The organism is Aeribacillus sp. FSL K6-1121, assembly GCF_038003725.1.
In the GTDB taxonomy this organism is placed as follows: domain Bacteria; phylum Bacillota; class Bacilli; order Bacillales; family Aeribacillaceae; genus Aeribacillus; species Aeribacillus composti.
Window position 1 is genome coordinate 546,802 of sequence record NZ_JBBOPS010000001.1, and the last position, 18,131, is coordinate 564,932.

Annotated in this window: 24 protein-coding genes; 23 read left to right on the forward strand and 1 reads right to left on the reverse strand. The window is 42.7% G+C overall.

The features are described from left to right. Window positions 1-18: 18 nt before the first annotated feature. The 16 genes from ahrC (at window position 19) to NSQ61_RS02825 (ending at window position 12,130) form a co-directional block, all read left to right on the forward strand. Complete coding sequence (ahrC, locus tag NSQ61_RS02750) at window positions 19-468, forward strand: transcriptional regulator AhrC/ArgR (RefSeq protein WP_063388132.1); 450 nt, start codon at window positions 19-21, stop codon at window positions 466-468. Between the two features lie 21 nt (window positions 469-489). Then, window positions 490-2,214: a DNA repair protein RecN gene (gene recN / locus NSQ61_RS02755; protein ID WP_311066313.1), complete on the forward strand. Its 1,725-nt coding sequence runs from the start codon at window positions 490-492 to the stop codon at window positions 2,212-2,214. Window positions 2,215-2,329: 115 nt separating this feature from the next. After that, window positions 2,330-3,619: a SpoIVB peptidase gene (spoIVB, locus tag NSQ61_RS02760; protein ID WP_340805840.1), complete on the forward strand. Its 1,290-nt coding sequence runs from the start codon at window positions 2,330-2,332 to the stop codon at window positions 3,617-3,619. A gap of 397 nt (window positions 3,620-4,016) precedes the next feature. Beyond that, a complete protein-coding gene (gene spo0A / locus NSQ61_RS02765) occupies window positions 4,017-4,811 on the forward strand; it encodes a sporulation transcription factor Spo0A (protein ID WP_340805843.1) in 795 nt (264 codons plus the stop codon). A 176-nt stretch (window positions 4,812-4,987) separates the two neighbouring features. After that, on the forward strand, window positions 4,988-5,317 hold the full coding sequence (locus NSQ61_RS02770; protein WP_340805845.1) for a YccF domain-containing protein: 330 nt from the start codon (window positions 4,988-4,990) through the stop codon (window positions 5,315-5,317). Between the two features lie 164 nt (window positions 5,318-5,481). Then, window positions 5,482-5,919, forward strand: a complete 438-nt coding sequence (locus NSQ61_RS02775) for a hypothetical protein (RefSeq protein ID WP_340805847.1) — start codon at window positions 5,482-5,484, stop codon at window positions 5,917-5,919. A 361-nt stretch (window positions 5,920-6,280) separates the two neighbouring features. After that, window positions 6,281-6,598 carry a hypothetical protein gene (locus tag NSQ61_RS02780; protein ID WP_340805849.1) on the forward strand — a complete coding sequence of 106 codons (318 nt, stop codon included), beginning with the start codon at window positions 6,281-6,283 and terminating at the stop codon, window positions 6,596-6,598. Continuing rightward, the gene (locus tag NSQ61_RS02785) at window positions 6,582-6,998 is read left to right on the forward strand and encodes a hypothetical protein (protein ID WP_340805850.1); all 417 of its coding nucleotides are present in this window, start codon (window positions 6,582-6,584) and stop codon (window positions 6,996-6,998) included. Before NSQ61_RS02780 ends, NSQ61_RS02785 begins: the two co-directional genes overlap by 17 nt. Continuing rightward, the gene (locus NSQ61_RS02790; RefSeq protein ID WP_340805851.1) at window positions 6,998-7,924 is read left to right on the forward strand and encodes a hypothetical protein; all 927 of its coding nucleotides are present in this window, start codon (window positions 6,998-7,000) and stop codon (window positions 7,922-7,924) included. The genes NSQ61_RS02785 and NSQ61_RS02790 overlap by 1 nt, the downstream gene beginning before the upstream one ends. A 21-nt stretch (window positions 7,925-7,945) precedes the next feature. Then, the gene (locus NSQ61_RS02795; RefSeq protein ID WP_340805852.1) at window positions 7,946-8,710 is read left to right on the forward strand and encodes a DNA replication protein; all 765 of its coding nucleotides are present in this window, start codon (window positions 7,946-7,948) and stop codon (window positions 8,708-8,710) included. Between the two features lies 1 nt (window position 8,711). Next, window positions 8,712-8,936, forward strand: a complete 225-nt coding sequence (locus NSQ61_RS02800; RefSeq protein ID WP_340805853.1) for a hypothetical protein — start codon at window positions 8,712-8,714, stop codon at window positions 8,934-8,936. Continuing rightward, on the forward strand, window positions 8,933-9,352 hold the full coding sequence (locus tag NSQ61_RS02805; RefSeq protein ID WP_340805854.1) for a YopX family protein: 420 nt from the start codon (window positions 8,933-8,935) through the stop codon (window positions 9,350-9,352). Before NSQ61_RS02800 ends, NSQ61_RS02805 begins: the two co-directional genes overlap by 4 nt. Continuing rightward, complete coding sequence (locus NSQ61_RS02810) at window positions 9,349-9,531, forward strand: hypothetical protein (protein ID WP_340805855.1); 183 nt, start codon at window positions 9,349-9,351, stop codon at window positions 9,529-9,531. Before NSQ61_RS02805 ends, NSQ61_RS02810 begins: the two co-directional genes overlap by 4 nt. Window positions 9,532-9,536: 5 nt before the next feature. Next, window positions 9,537-9,740, forward strand: coding sequence for a hypothetical protein (locus NSQ61_RS02815; protein WP_340805856.1), 204 nt, complete (start codon window positions 9,537-9,539; stop codon window positions 9,738-9,740). A gap of 39 nt (window positions 9,741-9,779) precedes the next feature. After that, entirely contained in the window at window positions 9,780-11,123 is a 1,344-nt protein-coding gene (locus NSQ61_RS02820) for a DnaB-like helicase C-terminal domain-containing protein (protein WP_340805857.1), read from the forward strand. A gap of 17 nt (window positions 11,124-11,140) precedes the next feature. Further along, the gene (locus NSQ61_RS02825) at window positions 11,141-12,130 is read left to right on the forward strand and encodes a toprim domain-containing protein (RefSeq protein ID WP_340805858.1); all 990 of its coding nucleotides are present in this window, start codon (window positions 11,141-11,143) and stop codon (window positions 12,128-12,130) included. Here NSQ61_RS02825 and NSQ61_RS02830 read toward each other — a convergent pair. Further along, window positions 12,059-12,259, reverse strand: a complete 201-nt coding sequence (locus NSQ61_RS02830) for a helix-turn-helix domain-containing protein (RefSeq protein ID WP_340805861.1) — start codon at window positions 12,257-12,259, stop codon at window positions 12,059-12,061. The two genes, NSQ61_RS02825 and NSQ61_RS02830, sit on opposite strands and share 72 nt — an antisense overlap. Before the next feature lie 180 nt (window positions 12,260-12,439). On the opposite strand from NSQ61_RS02830, the gene NSQ61_RS02835 reads away from it, so the two are divergent. From NSQ61_RS02835 to NSQ61_RS02865, 7 genes are all read left to right on the forward strand, one after another. After that, window positions 12,440-13,042 (forward strand): hypothetical protein, encoded by a 603-nt coding sequence (locus NSQ61_RS02835; protein WP_340805863.1) that lies wholly within the window; start codon window positions 12,440-12,442, stop codon window positions 13,040-13,042. A gap of 349 nt (window positions 13,043-13,391) precedes the next feature. Continuing rightward, window positions 13,392-13,898 (forward strand): hypothetical protein, encoded by a 507-nt coding sequence (locus NSQ61_RS02840; RefSeq protein ID WP_340805865.1) that lies wholly within the window; start codon window positions 13,392-13,394, stop codon window positions 13,896-13,898. 172 nt (window positions 13,899-14,070) lie between these two features. Beyond that, on the forward strand, window positions 14,071-14,763 hold the full coding sequence (locus tag NSQ61_RS02845; protein WP_340805867.1) for a hypothetical protein: 693 nt from the start codon (window positions 14,071-14,073) through the stop codon (window positions 14,761-14,763). 12 nt (window positions 14,764-14,775) lie between these two features. Then, the gene (locus NSQ61_RS02850; RefSeq protein ID WP_340805869.1) at window positions 14,776-15,105 is read left to right on the forward strand and encodes a hypothetical protein; all 330 of its coding nucleotides are present in this window, start codon (window positions 14,776-14,778) and stop codon (window positions 15,103-15,105) included. Continuing rightward, window positions 15,106-15,480: a hypothetical protein gene (locus tag NSQ61_RS02855; protein ID WP_340805871.1), complete on the forward strand. Its 375-nt coding sequence runs from the start codon at window positions 15,106-15,108 to the stop codon at window positions 15,478-15,480. A 43-nt stretch (window positions 15,481-15,523) separates the two neighbouring features. Beyond that, complete coding sequence (locus NSQ61_RS02860) at window positions 15,524-16,522, forward strand: hypothetical protein (RefSeq protein WP_340805873.1); 999 nt, start codon at window positions 15,524-15,526, stop codon at window positions 16,520-16,522. A 150-nt stretch (window positions 16,523-16,672) separates the two neighbouring features. Then, window positions 16,673-18,022, forward strand: coding sequence for a DNA polymerase (locus NSQ61_RS02865; protein ID WP_340805875.1), 1,350 nt, complete (start codon window positions 16,673-16,675; stop codon window positions 18,020-18,022). Window positions 18,023-18,131: the final 109 nt, after the last annotated feature.

Here is an 18,131-nt window from a genome sequence, read left to right on the forward strand (position 1 = left end):
GAATAGGGGTGGTCGCTAATGACAAAAGGACAGCGTCTTATTAAAATTAGAGAGCTTGTCACAAATTACGAAATCGAAACGCAGGATGAACTAGTAGAAATGCTGAAAAATTTAGGTTTTAATGTCACCCAAGCAACCGTATCCCGCGACATCAAAGAGCTCCATTTAGTGAAGGTTCCGACATCTGATGGACGTTATAAATACAGCCTGCCCGCAGATCAGCGCTTCAATCCCCATCAAAAGCTGAAAAGAGCATTGATGGATGCATTTGTTAAAATCGATTCTGCCGGACATTTGCTTGTGATGAAAACAATGCCGGGAAATGCTCATGCAATTGGTGCATTAATTGATAATTTGGACTGGGAAGAAATATTAGGGACAATTTGCGGCGATGACACGATTTTAATTATATGCAGGAAGAATGAAGACACCAAAACGTTGACGGAAAAATTTTTGGACATGCTTTAACAAGTTTGGGGTGAAAATGCGATGTTAGCGGAATTGTCGATTAAAAATTTTGCCATTATTGAATCCCTATCTCTTTCTTTTGAAAAAGGGCTGACAGTGCTGACGGGAGAAACGGGTGCTGGGAAATCGATCATTATTGATGCTATATCTCTTCTTGTAGGAGGACGCGGTTCTTCTGAATTTGTCCGAGCCGGTGAAAAGCGCGCTGAATTGGAAGGGTTGTTTATATTGGAAGAAGAGGACCATCCGTGCTTGAAAAAGTGCCATGAATTAGGAATAGATGCTAGTGAAGGCATGATTGTTTTAAACCGGAATATCTCCGCTAACGGAAAAAGCATTTGCAGAATTAATGGAAAGCTTGTCACAATCGGAATTCTCCGGGATATTGGGAGCACATTAGTCGATATACACGGACAGCACGATCATCAAGAGCTGATGGACGAGCAAAAGCATCTTCATCTTCTCGACGAATATGGCGGCGAAGAAGTGAAAAAAGCAAAGGATGCATACGTAAAGCTTTATAAAAAATACGCGGACTTAACAAAGCGGTTAAAAGCCCTTTCAGAAAATGAGCAGCAGATGGCGCATCGATTGGATTTATTGAAGTTTCAATTAAAGGAAATTGACGATGCCGATTTAAAAATGGATGAAGATATAAAGCTTCAGGAAGAACGGCAGGAAATGTTAAATTTTGAAAAAATTTATGAAGCCTTGAAAAATAGCTATGAATCGCTGCAGGGAGAGCAGCGCGGGCTTGATTTTTTACGACTTGCCATGAATCATTTAGAAGAAGCAGCAGAATTTAATAAACAGTTAAAAGAAATGTCCGAAACGCTGTCGAACAGTTTTTACGTTGTAGAGGATTTAACGTTTCAGCTTAGAAATGAATTAGAACGCATGGAATTTAATCCTGATCGGTTAAATATGATAGAGGATCGTCTCCATGTCATTCATCGGTTAAAACGAAAGTACGGGCAAACAATCAAAGACATTTTGCAATATAGAGATGAAATTGAAAAAGAGATCGATACGATTGAAAACCGTGATAGCCATATTCAAACGCTTAGAAATGAGCTTAAATCTGTCGTCGAAGAACTGCTGACAAAATCCCAACATTTAACGGCAATAAGAAAAAAATATGCAAACAAGCTAACTGCTCAAATCACATCTGAATTAAAACAGCTGTACATGGATAAAACTACATTTAAGGTTCAATTTTCGCAGAAAGAGGCCCAAGATTCCGCTTTGATCGATGGAATTCCAGCGAAATTTGGAAGTGACGGCATGGATTTTGTGGAATTTTACATTTCCACCAATCCAGGCGAACCTCTTAAGCCTCTTGCGAAAATTGCTTCCGGCGGGGAATTATCAAGAATCATGCTTGCCTTAAAAACGATTTTTTCCAAGCATCAAGGAATTACTTCCATCATATTTGACGAGGTGGATACTGGTGTAAGCGGCCGTGTCGCCCAAGCGATCGGAGAAAAAATTTATCAGGTGTCGATTAACTCTCAAGTGCTATGCATCACGCATCTTCCTCAAGTTGCAGCGATGGCTGACAACCATCTATTAATTGCTAAGGAAGTAAGCAAAGAGGGAAGAACGAAAACAAAGGTTCTTCCGCTTTCTGAAAAAGAAAAAATTGCAGAAATCGGCCGGATGATTGCTGGAGCAGAAGTGACGGAATTGTCGAAGCAGCATGCAAAAGAGCTGTTGGATCTGGCTATATCGGTGAAATCCTCCTAGCGGAAATAATTTCTTTAAGAAAAAGTTATAAATGACCTCGCTCAAGGAAAAATTATTAGATGTAGCCATGTGAAATAGTCATATGGTGTGGGTTAGGAGCGAGGAGAGTGAAGAAATGACTTTAGAATACATCAGAAAAATAATTGGTACGATTCTCCTTGTTTCTTTAATCAGTTTAGGCTTTTCAAAAGAGGTGCGACAATATTTACACATTCCGAAAACAATCACCATTTTTGAAAATGACGTTTATACAATAGAAAAAAATGTTATTCCAGCTCAAGCTCAAGTTCAGGATGTTCAAAACGCTTTAAAAGTGTCGGAAAGCGGGGACGAATTGCAGCTAAAAGGCACGAAATCTGGAGATGGACAAATTCTCTATGAAATAAAAGGCATGCCGGTTAAAAACGTGAATGTCAAAGTTCTCCCGGAATTAAAGGTAATTCCTGGAGGCCAATCGATCGGTGTTAAGTTAAATACACTTGGTGTTTTAGTAGTCGGCTTTCACCAAATTGAAACTGAAGCCGGAAAAAAATCACCGGGTGAATCGGCAGGTGTAGAAGTCGGCGATATGATAACAAAAATTAATGGGACAAAAATAGAAAAAATGAGTGATATTATTCCATTTATACAAGAAGCAGGAAGAACAGGCCGCCCTTTAGCGATCGAAGTAAAACGCAACAACAAAGTTCTCAACACGAAATTGACACCAGTCAAAGACAAAAGTGACAAAACGTATCGTATCGGTCTCTATATACGGGATTCTGCAGCAGGCATTGGAACGATGACGTTTTATGATCCGAAATCAAAAAAATACGGTGCTCTTGGGCACGTTATATCAGATATGGATACAAAAAAACCGATTGTGGTTGAAAACGGAAAAATTGTCCGGTCTACGGTAACGTCGATTGAAAAAGGAAGAGGCGGAAGTCCAGGTGAAAAATTAGCAAGATTTTCAGAAAAACATGAAGTGATCGGCTCTATTTCAAAAAACAGTCCATTCGGCATATTTGGCAGGCTGAATCAAGAAGTGAAAAACGGAATTATGGACAAACCGATACCAGTTGCTTTTTCACATCAAGTGAAAGAAGGTCCTGCACAAATTTTAACAGTGGTAGATCAAAATAAAGTGGAAGCATTTGATGTAGAAATTGTCAGTACCGTTAATCAAAAGTTTCCTGCAACAAAAGGTATGGTCATAAAAGTGACAGATAAGGAATTGCTTAAGAAAACAGGAGGCATTGTTCAAGGAATGAGCGGCAGTCCAATCATTCAAGATGGAAAGCTGGTTGGCGCTGTGACTCATGTATTTGTCAATGATCCGACATCTGGTTACGGTGTTCACATTGAATGGATGCTGCAAGACGCAGGGATTAGTATGGACGAAAAGCAGCAAAAAGCGAGTTAACGCACTCGCTTTTTCTTATTACATGATGCAGCGTTCTTAAATAAATCCTTTTGCGAAAAACGTCACGTTCACATAAAGGAATTTTGTGAAGTGGGCTGTTTGCTTTAAAAGCAAGGGAAGTGTACTGGCTGAATCAAGCGAAAATTTATGTATAAACTTATTTAATTCGACATACATATTTATTACAAAAACGCTGTTTATGTTTGTTAGAGGAGAAATTTGGTTGAAATCTAAGACTTTATTCATAATAAATAGGAAGAAAAAAGAAGAACTTTGAAAAAACACATATTTTTTCACTTTTTTTTAAAAAAGGAAAAGGATTATTTGTAAAGTTGTCGAAAATATCTTGTAGATCAAACAATGTATAATTTTGTAAAGAGGATTGGGAGGAGTGCGTGTGGAAAAAATTAAAGTATGTATTGTTGATGATAACCGAGAGCTTGTTGCCCTTTTGGATGAATATTTATCCAGCCAAGAAGATATGGAAGTGATCGGTGTTGCTTACAATGGTCAGGAATGTTTAAATATTTTAAATGAAAAAAGCCCGGACGTTCTTGTATTGGATATTATAATGCCCCATTTAGATGGTTTAGCAGTGCTGCAAAAGCTCAAGGAGCTAAACAAAGCGAAAAAACCGAACGTGATCATGTTAACTGCTTTTGGCCAGGAGGATGTAACGAAAAAAGCGGTCGACCTAGGGGCTGCTTATTTTATTTTAAAACCGTTCGACATGGAACAGCTGGCTGGAAATATTCGTCAAGTGAGTGGAAAACCTTCACCTTTAATGAAAAATATATCTTTACATAAATCTGGCTCTGCTGTTTCTGAAAATAAAAATGACAATCTAGACGCTAGTATTACAAGCATTATTCATGAAATCGGGGTTCCTGCGCACATCAAAGGATATTTATATTTAAGAGAAGCGATTTCCATGGTTTATAATGATATCGAGCTGTTAGGATCGATTACAAAAGTGCTTTATCCAGATATTGCGAAAAAATTTAACACAACGGCAAGCCGTGTGGAACGTGCTATCCGCCATGCTATTGAAGTAGCATGGAGCCGCGGCAACATTGAATCTATCTCATCGCTGTTTGGCTACACAGTCAGCATGTCAAAAGCCAAACCGACGAACTCAGAATTCATCGCAATGGTGGCAGATAAATTGAGATTGGAGCATCGCGCTTCTTAAACGTTGATATGACGGGGTTTGTGCGGTGAATTGTGTGTCACCATTCCGGTGAATTGTTCGTCGGAATTCCGATAAATTTTCCGGCGTCATTCCGACATATAGTATACCACCGCCGCGTGTCGTTGTAAAATTTCGCTATGTCCGTTATAATAAAAAACAAAAAAGGACGTGTTGCAATGGCGGAGATTATAACAGATAATGTCATGCGGATGAAGGTCAAGCGGAAGAAAACACGTGCAGGCATATTCGGAACAATTACGCGGTTTTTTATCGGTTTGGCTGGCGCTGTAATTGCGTTGCTTGGCGGTGTGTTATGCCTAACCATTATCGGTATTCCGTTCGGTATTGGCGCGATATTAATGGGAGGTGGAATGTTTCTAGGAGCGTTTCGTCGTCAGCAAGTCGAGTGCCCGGTATGTAAGAAGAGAGTAACCGTACTAACGGACGCTGAGGACTTTAATTGTCCGAGATGTAAAAAAGCAGTAATTTTAGATTGGACAGAATGAAGAATAAGTGCTCACGCAAAAATGCGTGGGCTTTTTTATTTTTTTTCGCAAAAATGTCGCAATTTTGCGTCCGGTTTTGGTTAATAAAGTGGAAGGCGGCTCTCAACTACCTAATAATCTACAAGCGTGAAAATAAAAGCTATTGATACGGAGGTGATACTAATTTGCACACCGCATACATTCGCACTGGACACACTCGGTCAGGATTCTCGCTACTATACCACGAATTGTTCGATCTGTACCACCCGTACATTGGCGACAAAGCGACGTTATATTACCTCTACCTTTTGCGTTACCGTAACAATGATGAAGGTCGAGCGTGGAAAGGTCGAGCATCCGTTACCGAGAAATTCCAACTATCGTACTCAACATTGCCGATACTCGACGCAATACTCGAAGCAGCCGAATTAGTGACGATCGAACACAAGCCGATAGGTCGCGGTAAAGACAAGATTATATACGTTGTTCACGACCCATTAGAACGTGAAAAGTTCCGAGAGAGGGAAGCGGATATACGCCGGAAGTTGACCGAAGTTGTGCGAAAATATAAAAATATCGGAAAGATTTTAGGAAAGGAAAAAGGAATTAAACTACTTGCGTGAAGATACAATCTTCACTTCTGTAGTTTATTATCTACAGAAGCGTTAATGAAAAAGAATATATATTAAAAAGAATTACTTAAAAAGAATAAATACTTTGCGCCATGTATTCGTAAACTCATACATGGTCGCAGATAAGATTAATAAATAAAAATTTTTATAGGAGGTATTACAAAGATGGAAAAAGTGAAACTGTCGCGCGCCGCCGCCGACGCTTTAGATCGAATGTGTTAACGGCTAACACACGTTTTAAGGCGTTTATCGGCGCGATACAGACGATTTTATCCGTACCTAATGGTTTTCTATTCGGAAGTATAAAACACGCTAATTTCACGCTAATTTTAAGCGAAAGGAAGGCGATAAAATGCGTTTAACAAACGAAGAACTCGTGGCAATTAGCGAGCGAGCGGAGAAAGCGTCGCCGGGACCGTGGGTCAAAACATTCGCTACGGGAATCGAAATTGTTTGCGACTTTGAAACGAAAATAATCTCGGATGATAGCGGAGTTATTCGGTATTCAGATGCAGAATTTATCGCACACGCCCGCGAAGATGTGCCGAAATTAGTTGCGGAGGTGGAGAGATTACGCGAGGCTATAATCGAAGCTATTGCCGACATTGAGACGATTAGTCCGCATGAAGCGAAAAAGACGTTAGAGGAGGTGCTTGAAAATGGCGACTAAAAAACCGACCAAACCATCGCAATACGACTGGCAAGCACGGTCAATCGAAGATTGGAACGCAAACACGTTTCTTGCGTACATTGGCGACAACACTCTCGAACGATACGGCGTTGAATACTTGCCGGGCGGTAGTGGTTCGAAACAGCAACGATGGTCGCGCGAACGCGGTATGTTGAAACAGGCGCAAGAACGATATGGCAACGCGGTACTGAAACAGTTCATCGACATTTGCTGGCGCGAGTATCGGACGACAAAGCCCGATCAATTTCCGTACCCAACATGGACGTTTATGTACTCGTACATGGACCGATATTTCACACAGGCACAAGCGGAAGTTGTAGCGGAAAGTCGACGGAAAGCAAACGAAATTAATTACGAAGAATTGGAGGAATGGTTATAATGAATAAATTTGAAATCGTTAATTTAGAAGGGTTAGGAATCAAAGCGGAGGTAATTGATGATGGCGCTGTTTATTTGGAATATGAAGGTTTTGCTAACGCGGCAGGTCATCCCGACGCGGTTGCCAATTCTAGTTTTAGCTTAAAAGGGAAATTCGACCGTTCAGACGAATTAACCGAAGAAATAGTCGATGTTCTCGCGAGAGGAAAGCATGAGAATGGAGCAGAGTTGATTTACGTCATTAAGGCGAAGTCAGGCGAAAAGTTTCTGATCGGTGAGCGGGGCTTAAAAATAACAAAACGATTCGTCGACTTTAACGATATGGAATACGGTGATCTAATCAAACACGTCGAAGAATCGATACGGGCATTACGTTTACGCGCCTATAAGGAAGGTTACGAACAAGGACGTTTTGACGAAAGAATTGAAGGGAGTGGCAGGGAGCAGTATCAACAACAACGTCGCGACGAAATTGTTGAGCGAGCAAAGCGTGATATTGACGAATTAAAAGACGACGACGGTTTATATGAAGTTTTAAAAGGAAACTACACTTGTTTTGCAGACTTTGTTGTAAACCGTGAAAAACGAACGGTAGTTGCTCTACTTCGCGGTATTCAATCAGGAAAAGTTCGTGCTCGCGGTATCGCCAAATGTCGCCCGGACGACTGCTTCAACGTTCATATCGGTAAATCTATCGCATTGCGCCGAGCGTTAAATCTCGAAGTGCCAGACGAATATTTGAACGCGCCGCAGCCTACGGAAGTGCGGGTCGGGGATGTGATTCATTACCAAACTGGCGAAAGATATACGGTGACTGAAAATATTTCGTTGGATAGGGATAAGATTGCCGCAAGCACAGTCGCTAAATACCGAGAAAATTTTAAAATCATTGACGATAGTCGCGAAGAGGTGGCGGAAACGGAATAATACGGAGGGAGGCTCGATACTTTGACGAACGAAAAACATTGTTTACTCGCGTACCGTTGCCAACTGGCAGGTGGTTCGGCATGTAACAATCACTGCCCGCACTTTATCGCTTTGCACGGAATGAACGCAAAAGGCGGTCGTGTTGGCTTGGCGGGAGTGCCAAGCGACTACAGGCTAGTGACGCTCACAAACTCGCCAGTACGCGCAAGCCAGCCGAAAATTTACGAAATGCTCGACAAATACGCAGCGACATTTGGGCGACAGTTTGACGAAAATGGTGATCGAATTAAGTCGGTCTATATGTGGTCTAATTCGCCCGGCACTGGCAAAACAACGACGGCTGTTGCTTTACTGAACGATTGGCTTGTCGCACATTATCTCGGCAGTTTGAAACGTGGTCGCCAGCCGTTACAAATGCCTGCGTACTTTTTGGACGTGAACGAATGGCAAACGTTGTACAACGAGTTTAACCGATCACATGTGCCGGAAGACATTGCCGAGCGTGCAAGCCGTGAATATTATCGTCAATTGCAAGCAGCGAAGCAAGCACCGTTTGCCGTGCTTGACGATATTGGTGTTAGGCAGGCAACGGAAGGCTTTCGCGGCGATTTACACGCTATTATTAATTACCGTGTTACAAACGGACTGCCGACGGTTTATACGTCAAACTTGCCGATCGAGGATATGGTTCGAATATTTGACGAAAGGCTTTACGATCGTATGCGTGATATGTGCGTGCAATTACATTTTGAGGGCGAAAGTAAAAGGGGGAAACGGAGGGGGTAGCGTGTATTACCTTTTTTGGGAACATTCCGAAAACAACAAACCGAAACCGCGACCGGAAATCGAGCGAGCGAGGAAAAGGCGGGAACGGAACGAGGAAATCGATAGATTGCTAGACGAAATGAACGATTACACGCGGCTTTACGAAACGTTTGGTGATGCTGAATATGCGGAAAGGATATTGCGTGTAAAAGAGAAGTTACGGAAATTAGCGGAGGTGGCGGAATGAACGAGATTAAGTTTCGTGTGTGGAGCAATCAATTAAATAAAATGGTTTATCCAAATGAAAGGGGATGGTTTGACAAATGTTTTATTGGTAAAAATCAGTTTATTCAATCCTGCCAATTAAGTCTTGCGATCGAAAAAAACGGTAAAGAACTAGAGGTTATGCAATACACAGGCTTAAAAGACAAGAACGGTCGGGAGATTTATGAAGGTGATATCTTAGAACTTGGTATTCAAAAAGGAATATTGAAAAGTGTTGTTGAATACCATTCTCCTACTTTTTGCCATAGATGGATCAACCTTGAAGGGGCTGGAATAAGAGGGAAAAAGATAGAACCACTATTTTGGAACACCAATATCATTTTTGAAGTCATCGGCAACGTATACGAAAACCCGGAATTGTTGGAGGGAGAGGAATGAACAATAAAAATTTTTTAGAAGATTTAAGAAAGCTAGTTATCGATACTGATAGCGGAAAAGAACGACATTATCAGGCAACATTTGTTTATCTTTATAAAAATCTTGATGCTTTAGATTGGCTTATTGAACAGGCAGAAAAGGTTGAACGGTATGAAAAACTTTGGAATAAGAAAGGATGAGTTTTATGCCAAAATACAAAGTTTATGGAATTGTGACAGGAACGAAATATATTGGAGAATTTGAAGCAAATAACAAAGAAGAAGCTGAACAAATGGCTTGGGATTCTGAAAATGGCTATGTTTCTATTTGTTGGCACTGTTCAAAAGAAATTGATGAACCACAAATTGAAAAAATGATTGTAGAAAAAGTAGAAAAAGAAGAAGATTAATACACATTCTTATGTTGGAGTAAAGGAGGTTGATACCGATTGAGTTACTCGCATATACTTTTTTCAAAAATAATTGACGATAACAACGTTACTGCCCTTAAACGCTACAACATTACCGAGGACGACTTCGCAACGGAAGGCGAACGGGAGGTTTATCGTTTTATCGTCAATTACGCGGAACAAAACGGCGGCCGAACGCCGTCGTTCGAGGTAGTAGCTGCGGAATGTCCTTCGTTCGTGCCGATGCCGGGCGTCGAGGACAGCTATGAGTTCTTGGCGAGGGAAATAAAAGATAAAGCCGCAAAAGTTGCGCTCGATCGCTATTTGTCGAAATTTGCCGAAAAATTTAATTCAGGCGAACGCGGGAAAATTTTACTAGAGGACTTGCAGAAAAATGTCGAATTGATTAAAATAAGAACAGATGTTCGTAAATCGTTCGGAACGGACTTGAACAACGTCAAAAGTCAGTTTCTTGCGGAATACGAGCGTCGGAAATCAGGCGAATCATTCCGTATTTGGAAGTCGAAATTCGACTTTATCAATCGGAGTGTTGGCGGATATATTAGCGGAAACGTTTATGTTGTTTACGGAAAAAGCGGGCGAGGTAAGTCGATTATTACGCTTGAAGAAGCGATTGAAGCGGCATTGCAAGGCGCGAATGTGTTGATTTGGGCAATGGAAATGGGTTGGTTTGAAGTTTGGGTACGTATATTCGTCAGCTTGAGTGGTCGGCAAGGTATTACAACCGCCAATATTGATGGCGTGGACATGAACGCAGGATTCGATTCTAGCGCATTGCGAAACGGTAAGCTTCCTCATGAATTTGAAACCGCATTTAAATTTTTTCTTGACGGCGTAAACGAACAAATTTCCGGCAACATAATTGTTCGTGCGATAGATGACGAAGATTTCCAATTTAGAAATTTGCGGTCACTTGAAGCGGACATTCTCGCAACAAATGCCGATGTTGTCGTACTGGATCCGTTTTACTACCTGCAATACGAGCGCAACACGTCGAAAACAGCGGGCGGCGACGCAGCGGCAACATCGATGAAATTGCGTCATTTAGCAGGGCGGACACAGTCTGTTATCTTCGCTATAACCCAAGCGGAAGAGACGAAAGAAAGCCGGGATGATGACGGCAATCGCGAGTTGAAATTACCTGATCGCGAGGACGTGAAGAAAACAAAGCAATTGTTGGAGGATGCGTACCTTTTGATTGCCGTTGACACAGATTATAAACAAGGACGCGGACTGATCGGGCTGAATAAAGGACGTGATGGCGGTGAAGGCGAAACGCAGGAAATTTTGTATATTCCGCAATACGGTATCGTGAGAGAACCGGAAACGGGCGAAGCAGTCGCCGGTCAATTCGAATTTTAGGCGGGGAGGGTAAGCATATGCCAACGATTGAAGTACGCAGTCAACCGATCGAAATTGACGTTCGCGCTGAACTCGAATTGTTCGAGTGGGAGCGTGCGACTTGGACGGAAGAAAAGTTGATCGCTGCAAGTCCTTTTCGGTATGATCGAAAACCGTCATTTTTCGTTCGCTTGCAACCATACGGCCAATATCCTGCCGGTGTGTGGTCCGATAGTGGCGCGTATGACGATGAATGGAAAAGCGGAAGCTTCGTCAAACTGCTTTCGTTTCTTCGCAACGAAACTTACGAGGAAACCGAAGAGTATTTGCTTATGACGTATGGCCGATCAAGTGGCGACGATTTAAAATTACATCTGAATTTGCGGTTGCCGCGTCGTTTTGAACCGTTGCCTGAATCACTGATTGAACCGGCGATTAGTCCGTATTTGACTAGTCGCGGCATTAGCGAGCAGGCACAACGGTTGGCAGGCGTTGGTCGCAGTCGACACAAAGGATTTGTAGCGATACCATGGCGGACGGCTCGTGGCGAATTAGCAAACGTTATGTACCGAGCAGTACGCGGTAAACTTTTCTTCTACGAAAAAGGCGGTTGGCCCATTCGTGAATTAGTGTGGGGAATCGATTTGATTTATCAGAAACGAGAGAAATTAGCGGTATTGTGCGAGGCGCCGATCGATGCGTTGACGTGGTGGAGTGCTGGCGTGCCGGCAATTGCGGTAGGCGGCGTTAATTTTTCGGACAAACAAGCAGACATCCTCAAAATGTCGCCAATTGAAACGTTGGTGCTTGGCGCGGATAACGACAAAGCAGGCGCGAAACTGAATGAAGCGGTGAAGCGGAAAATGCGCGGGTATGTGCGGGTATGTGCGGTTGATTATGGCGATAAAAAAGACGCTAACGCATGTGGAGTAGAGGAATTACGTGATAAGGCAGTTTCATTCACGCCTGTATTCGACAACCTTTTCGATTGGAACGTCAAGAAATTCACAAATTCTTTCTATTGTTGAAAGACGAACACTTTCGCCTCTGCGCATTTTAGCGATTGTTTTACCGTCAATAATTCCTTTGCTACGTAAAACAGACGGCTTTAAATTTTTCTCTTCTAATGTTTTGAACAGAGGTTCGTAAGAAATCATAAAAATACCTCCAAAAAATGTTGCCAAATCGGAACATTTAGTTTATCATATGATTAACTACAATTATACCTTTTACACTCTTTTTACGAAATAAATTTTTAAAAAGTTTCAAAAAACATGTCGCAAAATCCAAAAAAATTTTGGTTAATAAAGTGTAAAGGTTAAAAAGGAGTGATGATTTTGTTAAATGAAGAAAAACTGAATATTTTGGTCGAAGAGTTTCGTGAGGGAAGTGAAGAAGCGCTGAATACTTTATGCAAAATGTTTCTTCCAGTAATACAATGGCACTCTGAAATGATCTGGCACAAAATAGAAAAACAAACAGAATTTGAGTGTCGTTGTATATTGAAGATTAAAAAAGCATTATTAAACTTCGATCGCAACAAAGGCAGTTTAAAAAGCCTTATAACCTATGTGATTACAAAGGAAAAATACGACTTCCTCGCGAGAAGAAAGCGGAAATTATCAGACGTTGTTTCACTTGACGAACCTTTATTTGATCACGAAGGAAATCAGACATACTTAGAAGTTGTCGACGTTTTGGCGGACGTCGAAACGAATACTCTAAGTAATCACGGTTTATTTGAAAAGGTCGCCCTTTTGGCGAAAGGCGACCCACGGCGATTGGCGATTCTGAAAGCGTGGAGTGAAGGCGAGACAAACGATCTTCAACTGGCGAAAGAATTGGCGTGTTCTTTCCCAGAAGTGTCAGAAAGTGGACATCGCCGATTCATCCAACGCTTTCGAATCGAATGTCAGAAGCGTTTGGCGAACGCTATCTGACTGTTAAAAACGAGGGCGTTAATAAAATTGGCGTAGTATGCCCTCATCTATATTATAACGCATAATTTACTAAAATTAAACTTAACACGGTTATAAATTTAACACATTTTAGTACGGCTTGTCAACACTTTAAGGCGGTGAAGTTTGTATGACGGAAATATTATTATCGCTAGTTGCGTGTTTCATATCGTTCTTCATAGGCTATGTTTGCGGAAACGACGACAAACAAACGAAGGAGTGGCGTTAAAATGGCGAAGGTTATCGATTTGCGTGAAATTCGGCGCAGGAAAATCATCGCGCAATATATAGCGTTTTATGGCACGACATATAACAAGGCGGTGTGCAAGAGATGAAAACGCTAGGTGACGCAATGAAACAGGTCGGTTTATTGGTGCTTACCGACCACGCTAAAGAACGGATACGCCAACGAGTTGGCATTATTTCGGAATCTGTAGCTGTTTCGTGGGTCAGCGACGTCATTTCGCAAGCAACCGAAACCAAACGTGACGGCAATAAAACGCATTATATCACGGATACTTTCGAAATTATTTGCGATGGTGTTCGTGTTGTTACGGTAAAGCCTGCTGAGCAAGCGAACCAGTATTTCGGAATGTTTCGCGAATTGCTGACGAAAGAAGCTTCGAAATTATTGACGGCTTACAAACGAGAACTTCGCAAAGCAGAAATAGCCGTTGCGGAAGCGCAGCTAAACTTATTAAAAGCGCGCAATCCGCACACGAAAGAGCGTATTAAAACGAAATTAACCGACGCAATCGATTATAAAGCGTTGGTAGAGGACGAAATTAAGAAAATTGAGCTAGCGGCGAAAAGATTCGGGGTTGAGGCGGCAAAATAGTCGTCCGCCCGCCGGAGGGCGTGAAGACAGTCGTTAAGTAAGATTGTCGCGGCGGAACGCTAAAGCTATCCGTCGTTTCGGCTGCTAGTTCGCGCCTTGCGACGGGCGTGGGAATTTCGGCGGTTAGTGTGCACCGTTTCCGCGCTCGAAAATTAAAACGGAGGTTGATCGAATGAGTTACATTTCTAAACGTGGCGCTGATGCTGCCAAGTCGGCAACAACCGAGCAACAACAAGACGCGAGCAAAGCGTTGGTAACGTTGAAAAGCGGTACGACACTGAAAGTACGCGTATTATCGAAACACGATAGCGCGGAGTATTTCGCAGCTAGCGTGTTTAAAGTATTCAACACAACGCCAGTCGCGCCTGACAATCTTTATCAAAAAGCGGCGAACATCTTATTTGAGCAGGCGAAAAAGGCGAAATCGGATGCCGAAGCCGAAGAACTCAAAACGCAAGCGCGCCAGTTAAAACCGAAACCACGTTACCTGTTCGGTTTCATCAATCTCGAAAATGGCGAGCCGATCGTTGTCGACTTGTCGAAAGCGCAAGCGCAAGTCGTTTATCAAGCGCTTGATAAGTACGAAAAGAAAATCGGAAAAGTCGCTTTTGAATTATCGAAAAGCGGAACTGGTACTTCTACAGTTGTTAGTTTATCGCCAATTCTCGATATGGACGAAGATCTGACAGATACGGAGCGTGAAAACTTCGCGAGAGCAGACGGTAAAGAGTTTCCGGCGGAATTATTCGAAAAAGTGTTGTATATGAAGACCGAAGCAGAGCAGATCGAAGACCTGAAAGCGTTCGGGTTTGATGTTAGTTTACTCGGATTGGAAGGTAGCAGCGAATCTGAATACGATTTCTAAGGAGGCGGTTAAATGAGCGAAATTTATTACGATTACGCTTCGCTAAAAGGCGAGACAATCGTTAAAGTCGAATCCATACGCGCAGAGTACGGGCGCACATACGATACCTACCTTTGTTTTACCTGCGAAAGCGGTAAGCGCGTATTAATTCACGGAGGCAACCCATATAGGCCGAACATTGACATCGAAGAAATGCGAAAGACCGACTTCTTTACTCCGGAAGAAATTGGCGAAAAATTAGCCGAGATCGAGCGTCAAAAAAGAATACGAAAACAAGCACAAATTGAAGAAAAAAGACGTCAACTCGAACGTTTGAAACGCGAATTAGAGGAGGCGGACTAATTGGCGCATGACACACAAGTAACCGGTGTAGTCTCCGAACTAACCGCAGCGAAGTTGCTTATGACTTCGCTAGGGTACGAAGTGGCAAAGCCGTTTGCACCGGAGGTTTATGACTTACTTGCGCGCGACCCGGTTAACGGAAAGGCTTACCGCATTCAAGTGAAAACTTTGCGTGTGCGGACTGATCGCGATAATGCGTTAGTAGTATACGCTCGCAAGAGTAACGGTCAGCCTTATACGCAAGATGACTGCGACTACATCATCGGCGTTAACGGCAATCGTGCTTTTATGTTCGAATGCGAGGGGTTGACCGAATACTGGAGTACGGAGCAGACGGCGAAAAAGCGCTGGATTGAGTTAGGGGCAAGCGCATGAACGGTATTAGTAGCGTTAAATTTAAGCGAAGGGAGACGATAATATGGCGAAATTAGAAAACGTGAAAGTTCTCGAAATGAGTTACGGTGAGATTACCCACGTTCAATATAACGGTAAGATTTACGAGAGAGTTAGCGAGAAAGCGAGTGCCGGCGATTTGGTTCTAGTTGAGAACGAAGGAGTTGCGGAGGCTATTGAGGGCGTTGAATCAGGCGCTTTTTACGAATTATACGAAGAAGATGAGTATGGCGATTTGGTTTTCGCCGATGACGATGATGATGAGCGTACTTACAGCAGTTGGTCCGACGAACTCGTACTTTTCCGCGCTATAGAAACGGCTGATAAAGACATTGAAAAACGAGTTGCCGAGTTAGAACGACGATTATCTGCGATCGAACGCCAGTCAGAGCGTTTAAAAGTTGGCGATTACGCGAGAGTTGTCGGAGATACGTATTATGGCGACATTACGGAAAACCAAATTGTTGAGATCACTTGCGATCTCAACGAAGACGGACTTCATAGAATCGAGTTACTTGACGGTTCTGATTATGATTACGCACGACCTTCGGCGTTAGAAAAAATAACAGACGAAGAAGTTGACGAGTATATGCGTTCTCAGTTCAAGAAGGGCGACAAGGTACGTTTAGTTAGTGGTGGCGACAAATTTCCGTTATTCGGTTTTTATGATGGAGAAGTTTACGAAGTAGATGATAATAATTGCGAACACGGCGCAGGTCCTTTCGATAAATTAATAAGAATAGTCGACAAAGATGGAGGACACGGTTATGCTAGACCTGACCAATTAGAGAAAGTGGACTTCGAAGAATTAAAATTTGCTGAACTCGGACGCAAGCCGGGCGAATTTAAGAAAGGCGACATTGTTCGTGTAATCGATAGTTGTGGTGGGCGCTTGATAAAAGGCGGTCTATACGAAATAAGCGGTCATAAAGGAAATACAGAATATGTAACTTTTGACGGTACAGGTTGGTTTGCAGAATTCGAACTCGTCGCGCCAGTCGAAAGCCGGGTTGACATTGACTGACGGCGTGGAGTGTGTCGTGTGTGGCGCAATACTAGACGACACACTCGCCATCTATGATCGATTCTCCGAGCAATACTTTTGCGACGAATCTTGCTTCGAAGAATGGTTTCACGAAACGTTTGTGGACGAATACAAAAGGAGTTGGTTGCGTTGAATTTGAAACTTTCGCTTACTATCGATTCTAACGCAACTGAACGCGCACGTCAAGCGAATGAACAGCGAAATATGGCGAGCGAATCGCTCGCTGACGCTTGGCGGCGGATTTTCGCAATGAAATTGACTGAAGCTGATCGGCGGAAATTAACGGAAGTTAAAGAAGCGATGGATGCCGGTTTGATCGGTCGTAACCCGCAAGACTGCGTAACGAAGTCCGGTCGCCCTAAAGCGTTTAGCAAAGCGGAGGCACTTCGTTTATGGCAAGATTTGCAGGAACGAAAGCGCGAAGAAACGTTACGGCGCATGGTTGAAGAAACGCCGAGTAATTACAAATTGATAACGACTGATGAACAGTTTCAAGCGTTATTAGACGAATTGACGAACGAACCGATCATTGCGCTTGATACCGAAACAACAGGCGTCGATCATTTCGCTGATGAAATAGTCGGTATTTCTATTACACTTCCGAACGCAGACAAACACATATACATTCCGATTGGGCATACACATGGCGAACAGCTTGATCGTGAATACGTACTCGAAGGTTTGCGTGAGTATCTCGAAAGCGAATCGATTGGCAAAGTGCTTCATAACGCCATTTTCGATATTCACATGTTTATTCGGCACGGAATTCGCGTGCAGGGCTTGCGATGGGATACACAAACAGCAATGTCGATGCTGAACGAAAATGAACCGTCATTTGCCTTGAAAAATTTAGCGACTAAATATTTGCGTGAACCGTCGGACACTTTCGATGAACTATTCGGCAAAAACGCTAAATTCGCAGAAATACCGTTAGATGTTGCGCTTGTTTACGCGGCGAAAGACACGCATTTGACTTGGCGTTTGTATGAGTTTCAACGTCATCATATGGCGAAATTTCCGAATATGTTGCGTTATTACGAAACGGTTGAGGTTCCGTTGCTTGACGCGATTGTTGACATGGAGCAAACAGGCTTTCTTATTGACGTTGACTATGCGAAAAAGTATGGCAATGAAATGATGCGTGACATTGAGGAAAAGGAACGGTCGCTGAAATCGAAACTAGGCGACATAAATCTAAACAGCCCGTCACAATTGAAGCCGGCGCTTGAAAAAATCGTTGGTCATTCGCTTGAATCAACGGATGCAAAGAAAGTGTTAAAACCGTTGAAAAATAAATTTCCGGTAATTGCGGAACTTCTCGAATACAAAGAACTCGTCAAACTTTATTCAACTTATATTAGCGTTTTGCCAGAATTGATTCATCCGAATACTGGACGGTTACACGCACGATTCAATCCGATGGGCGCACGGACAGGGAGGTTTTCTAGCGGAGGTAATGGCGTAAACCTTAAGTTTTAGGGCGGCGCATAGGCGACTATGCGTGCAGTACCCCGTTAATTCATGGAAACCCCTAACGTGTAATGACGAGGGCGACCATGAGCCAAGCCATGAGGAAACTCATGGAAGG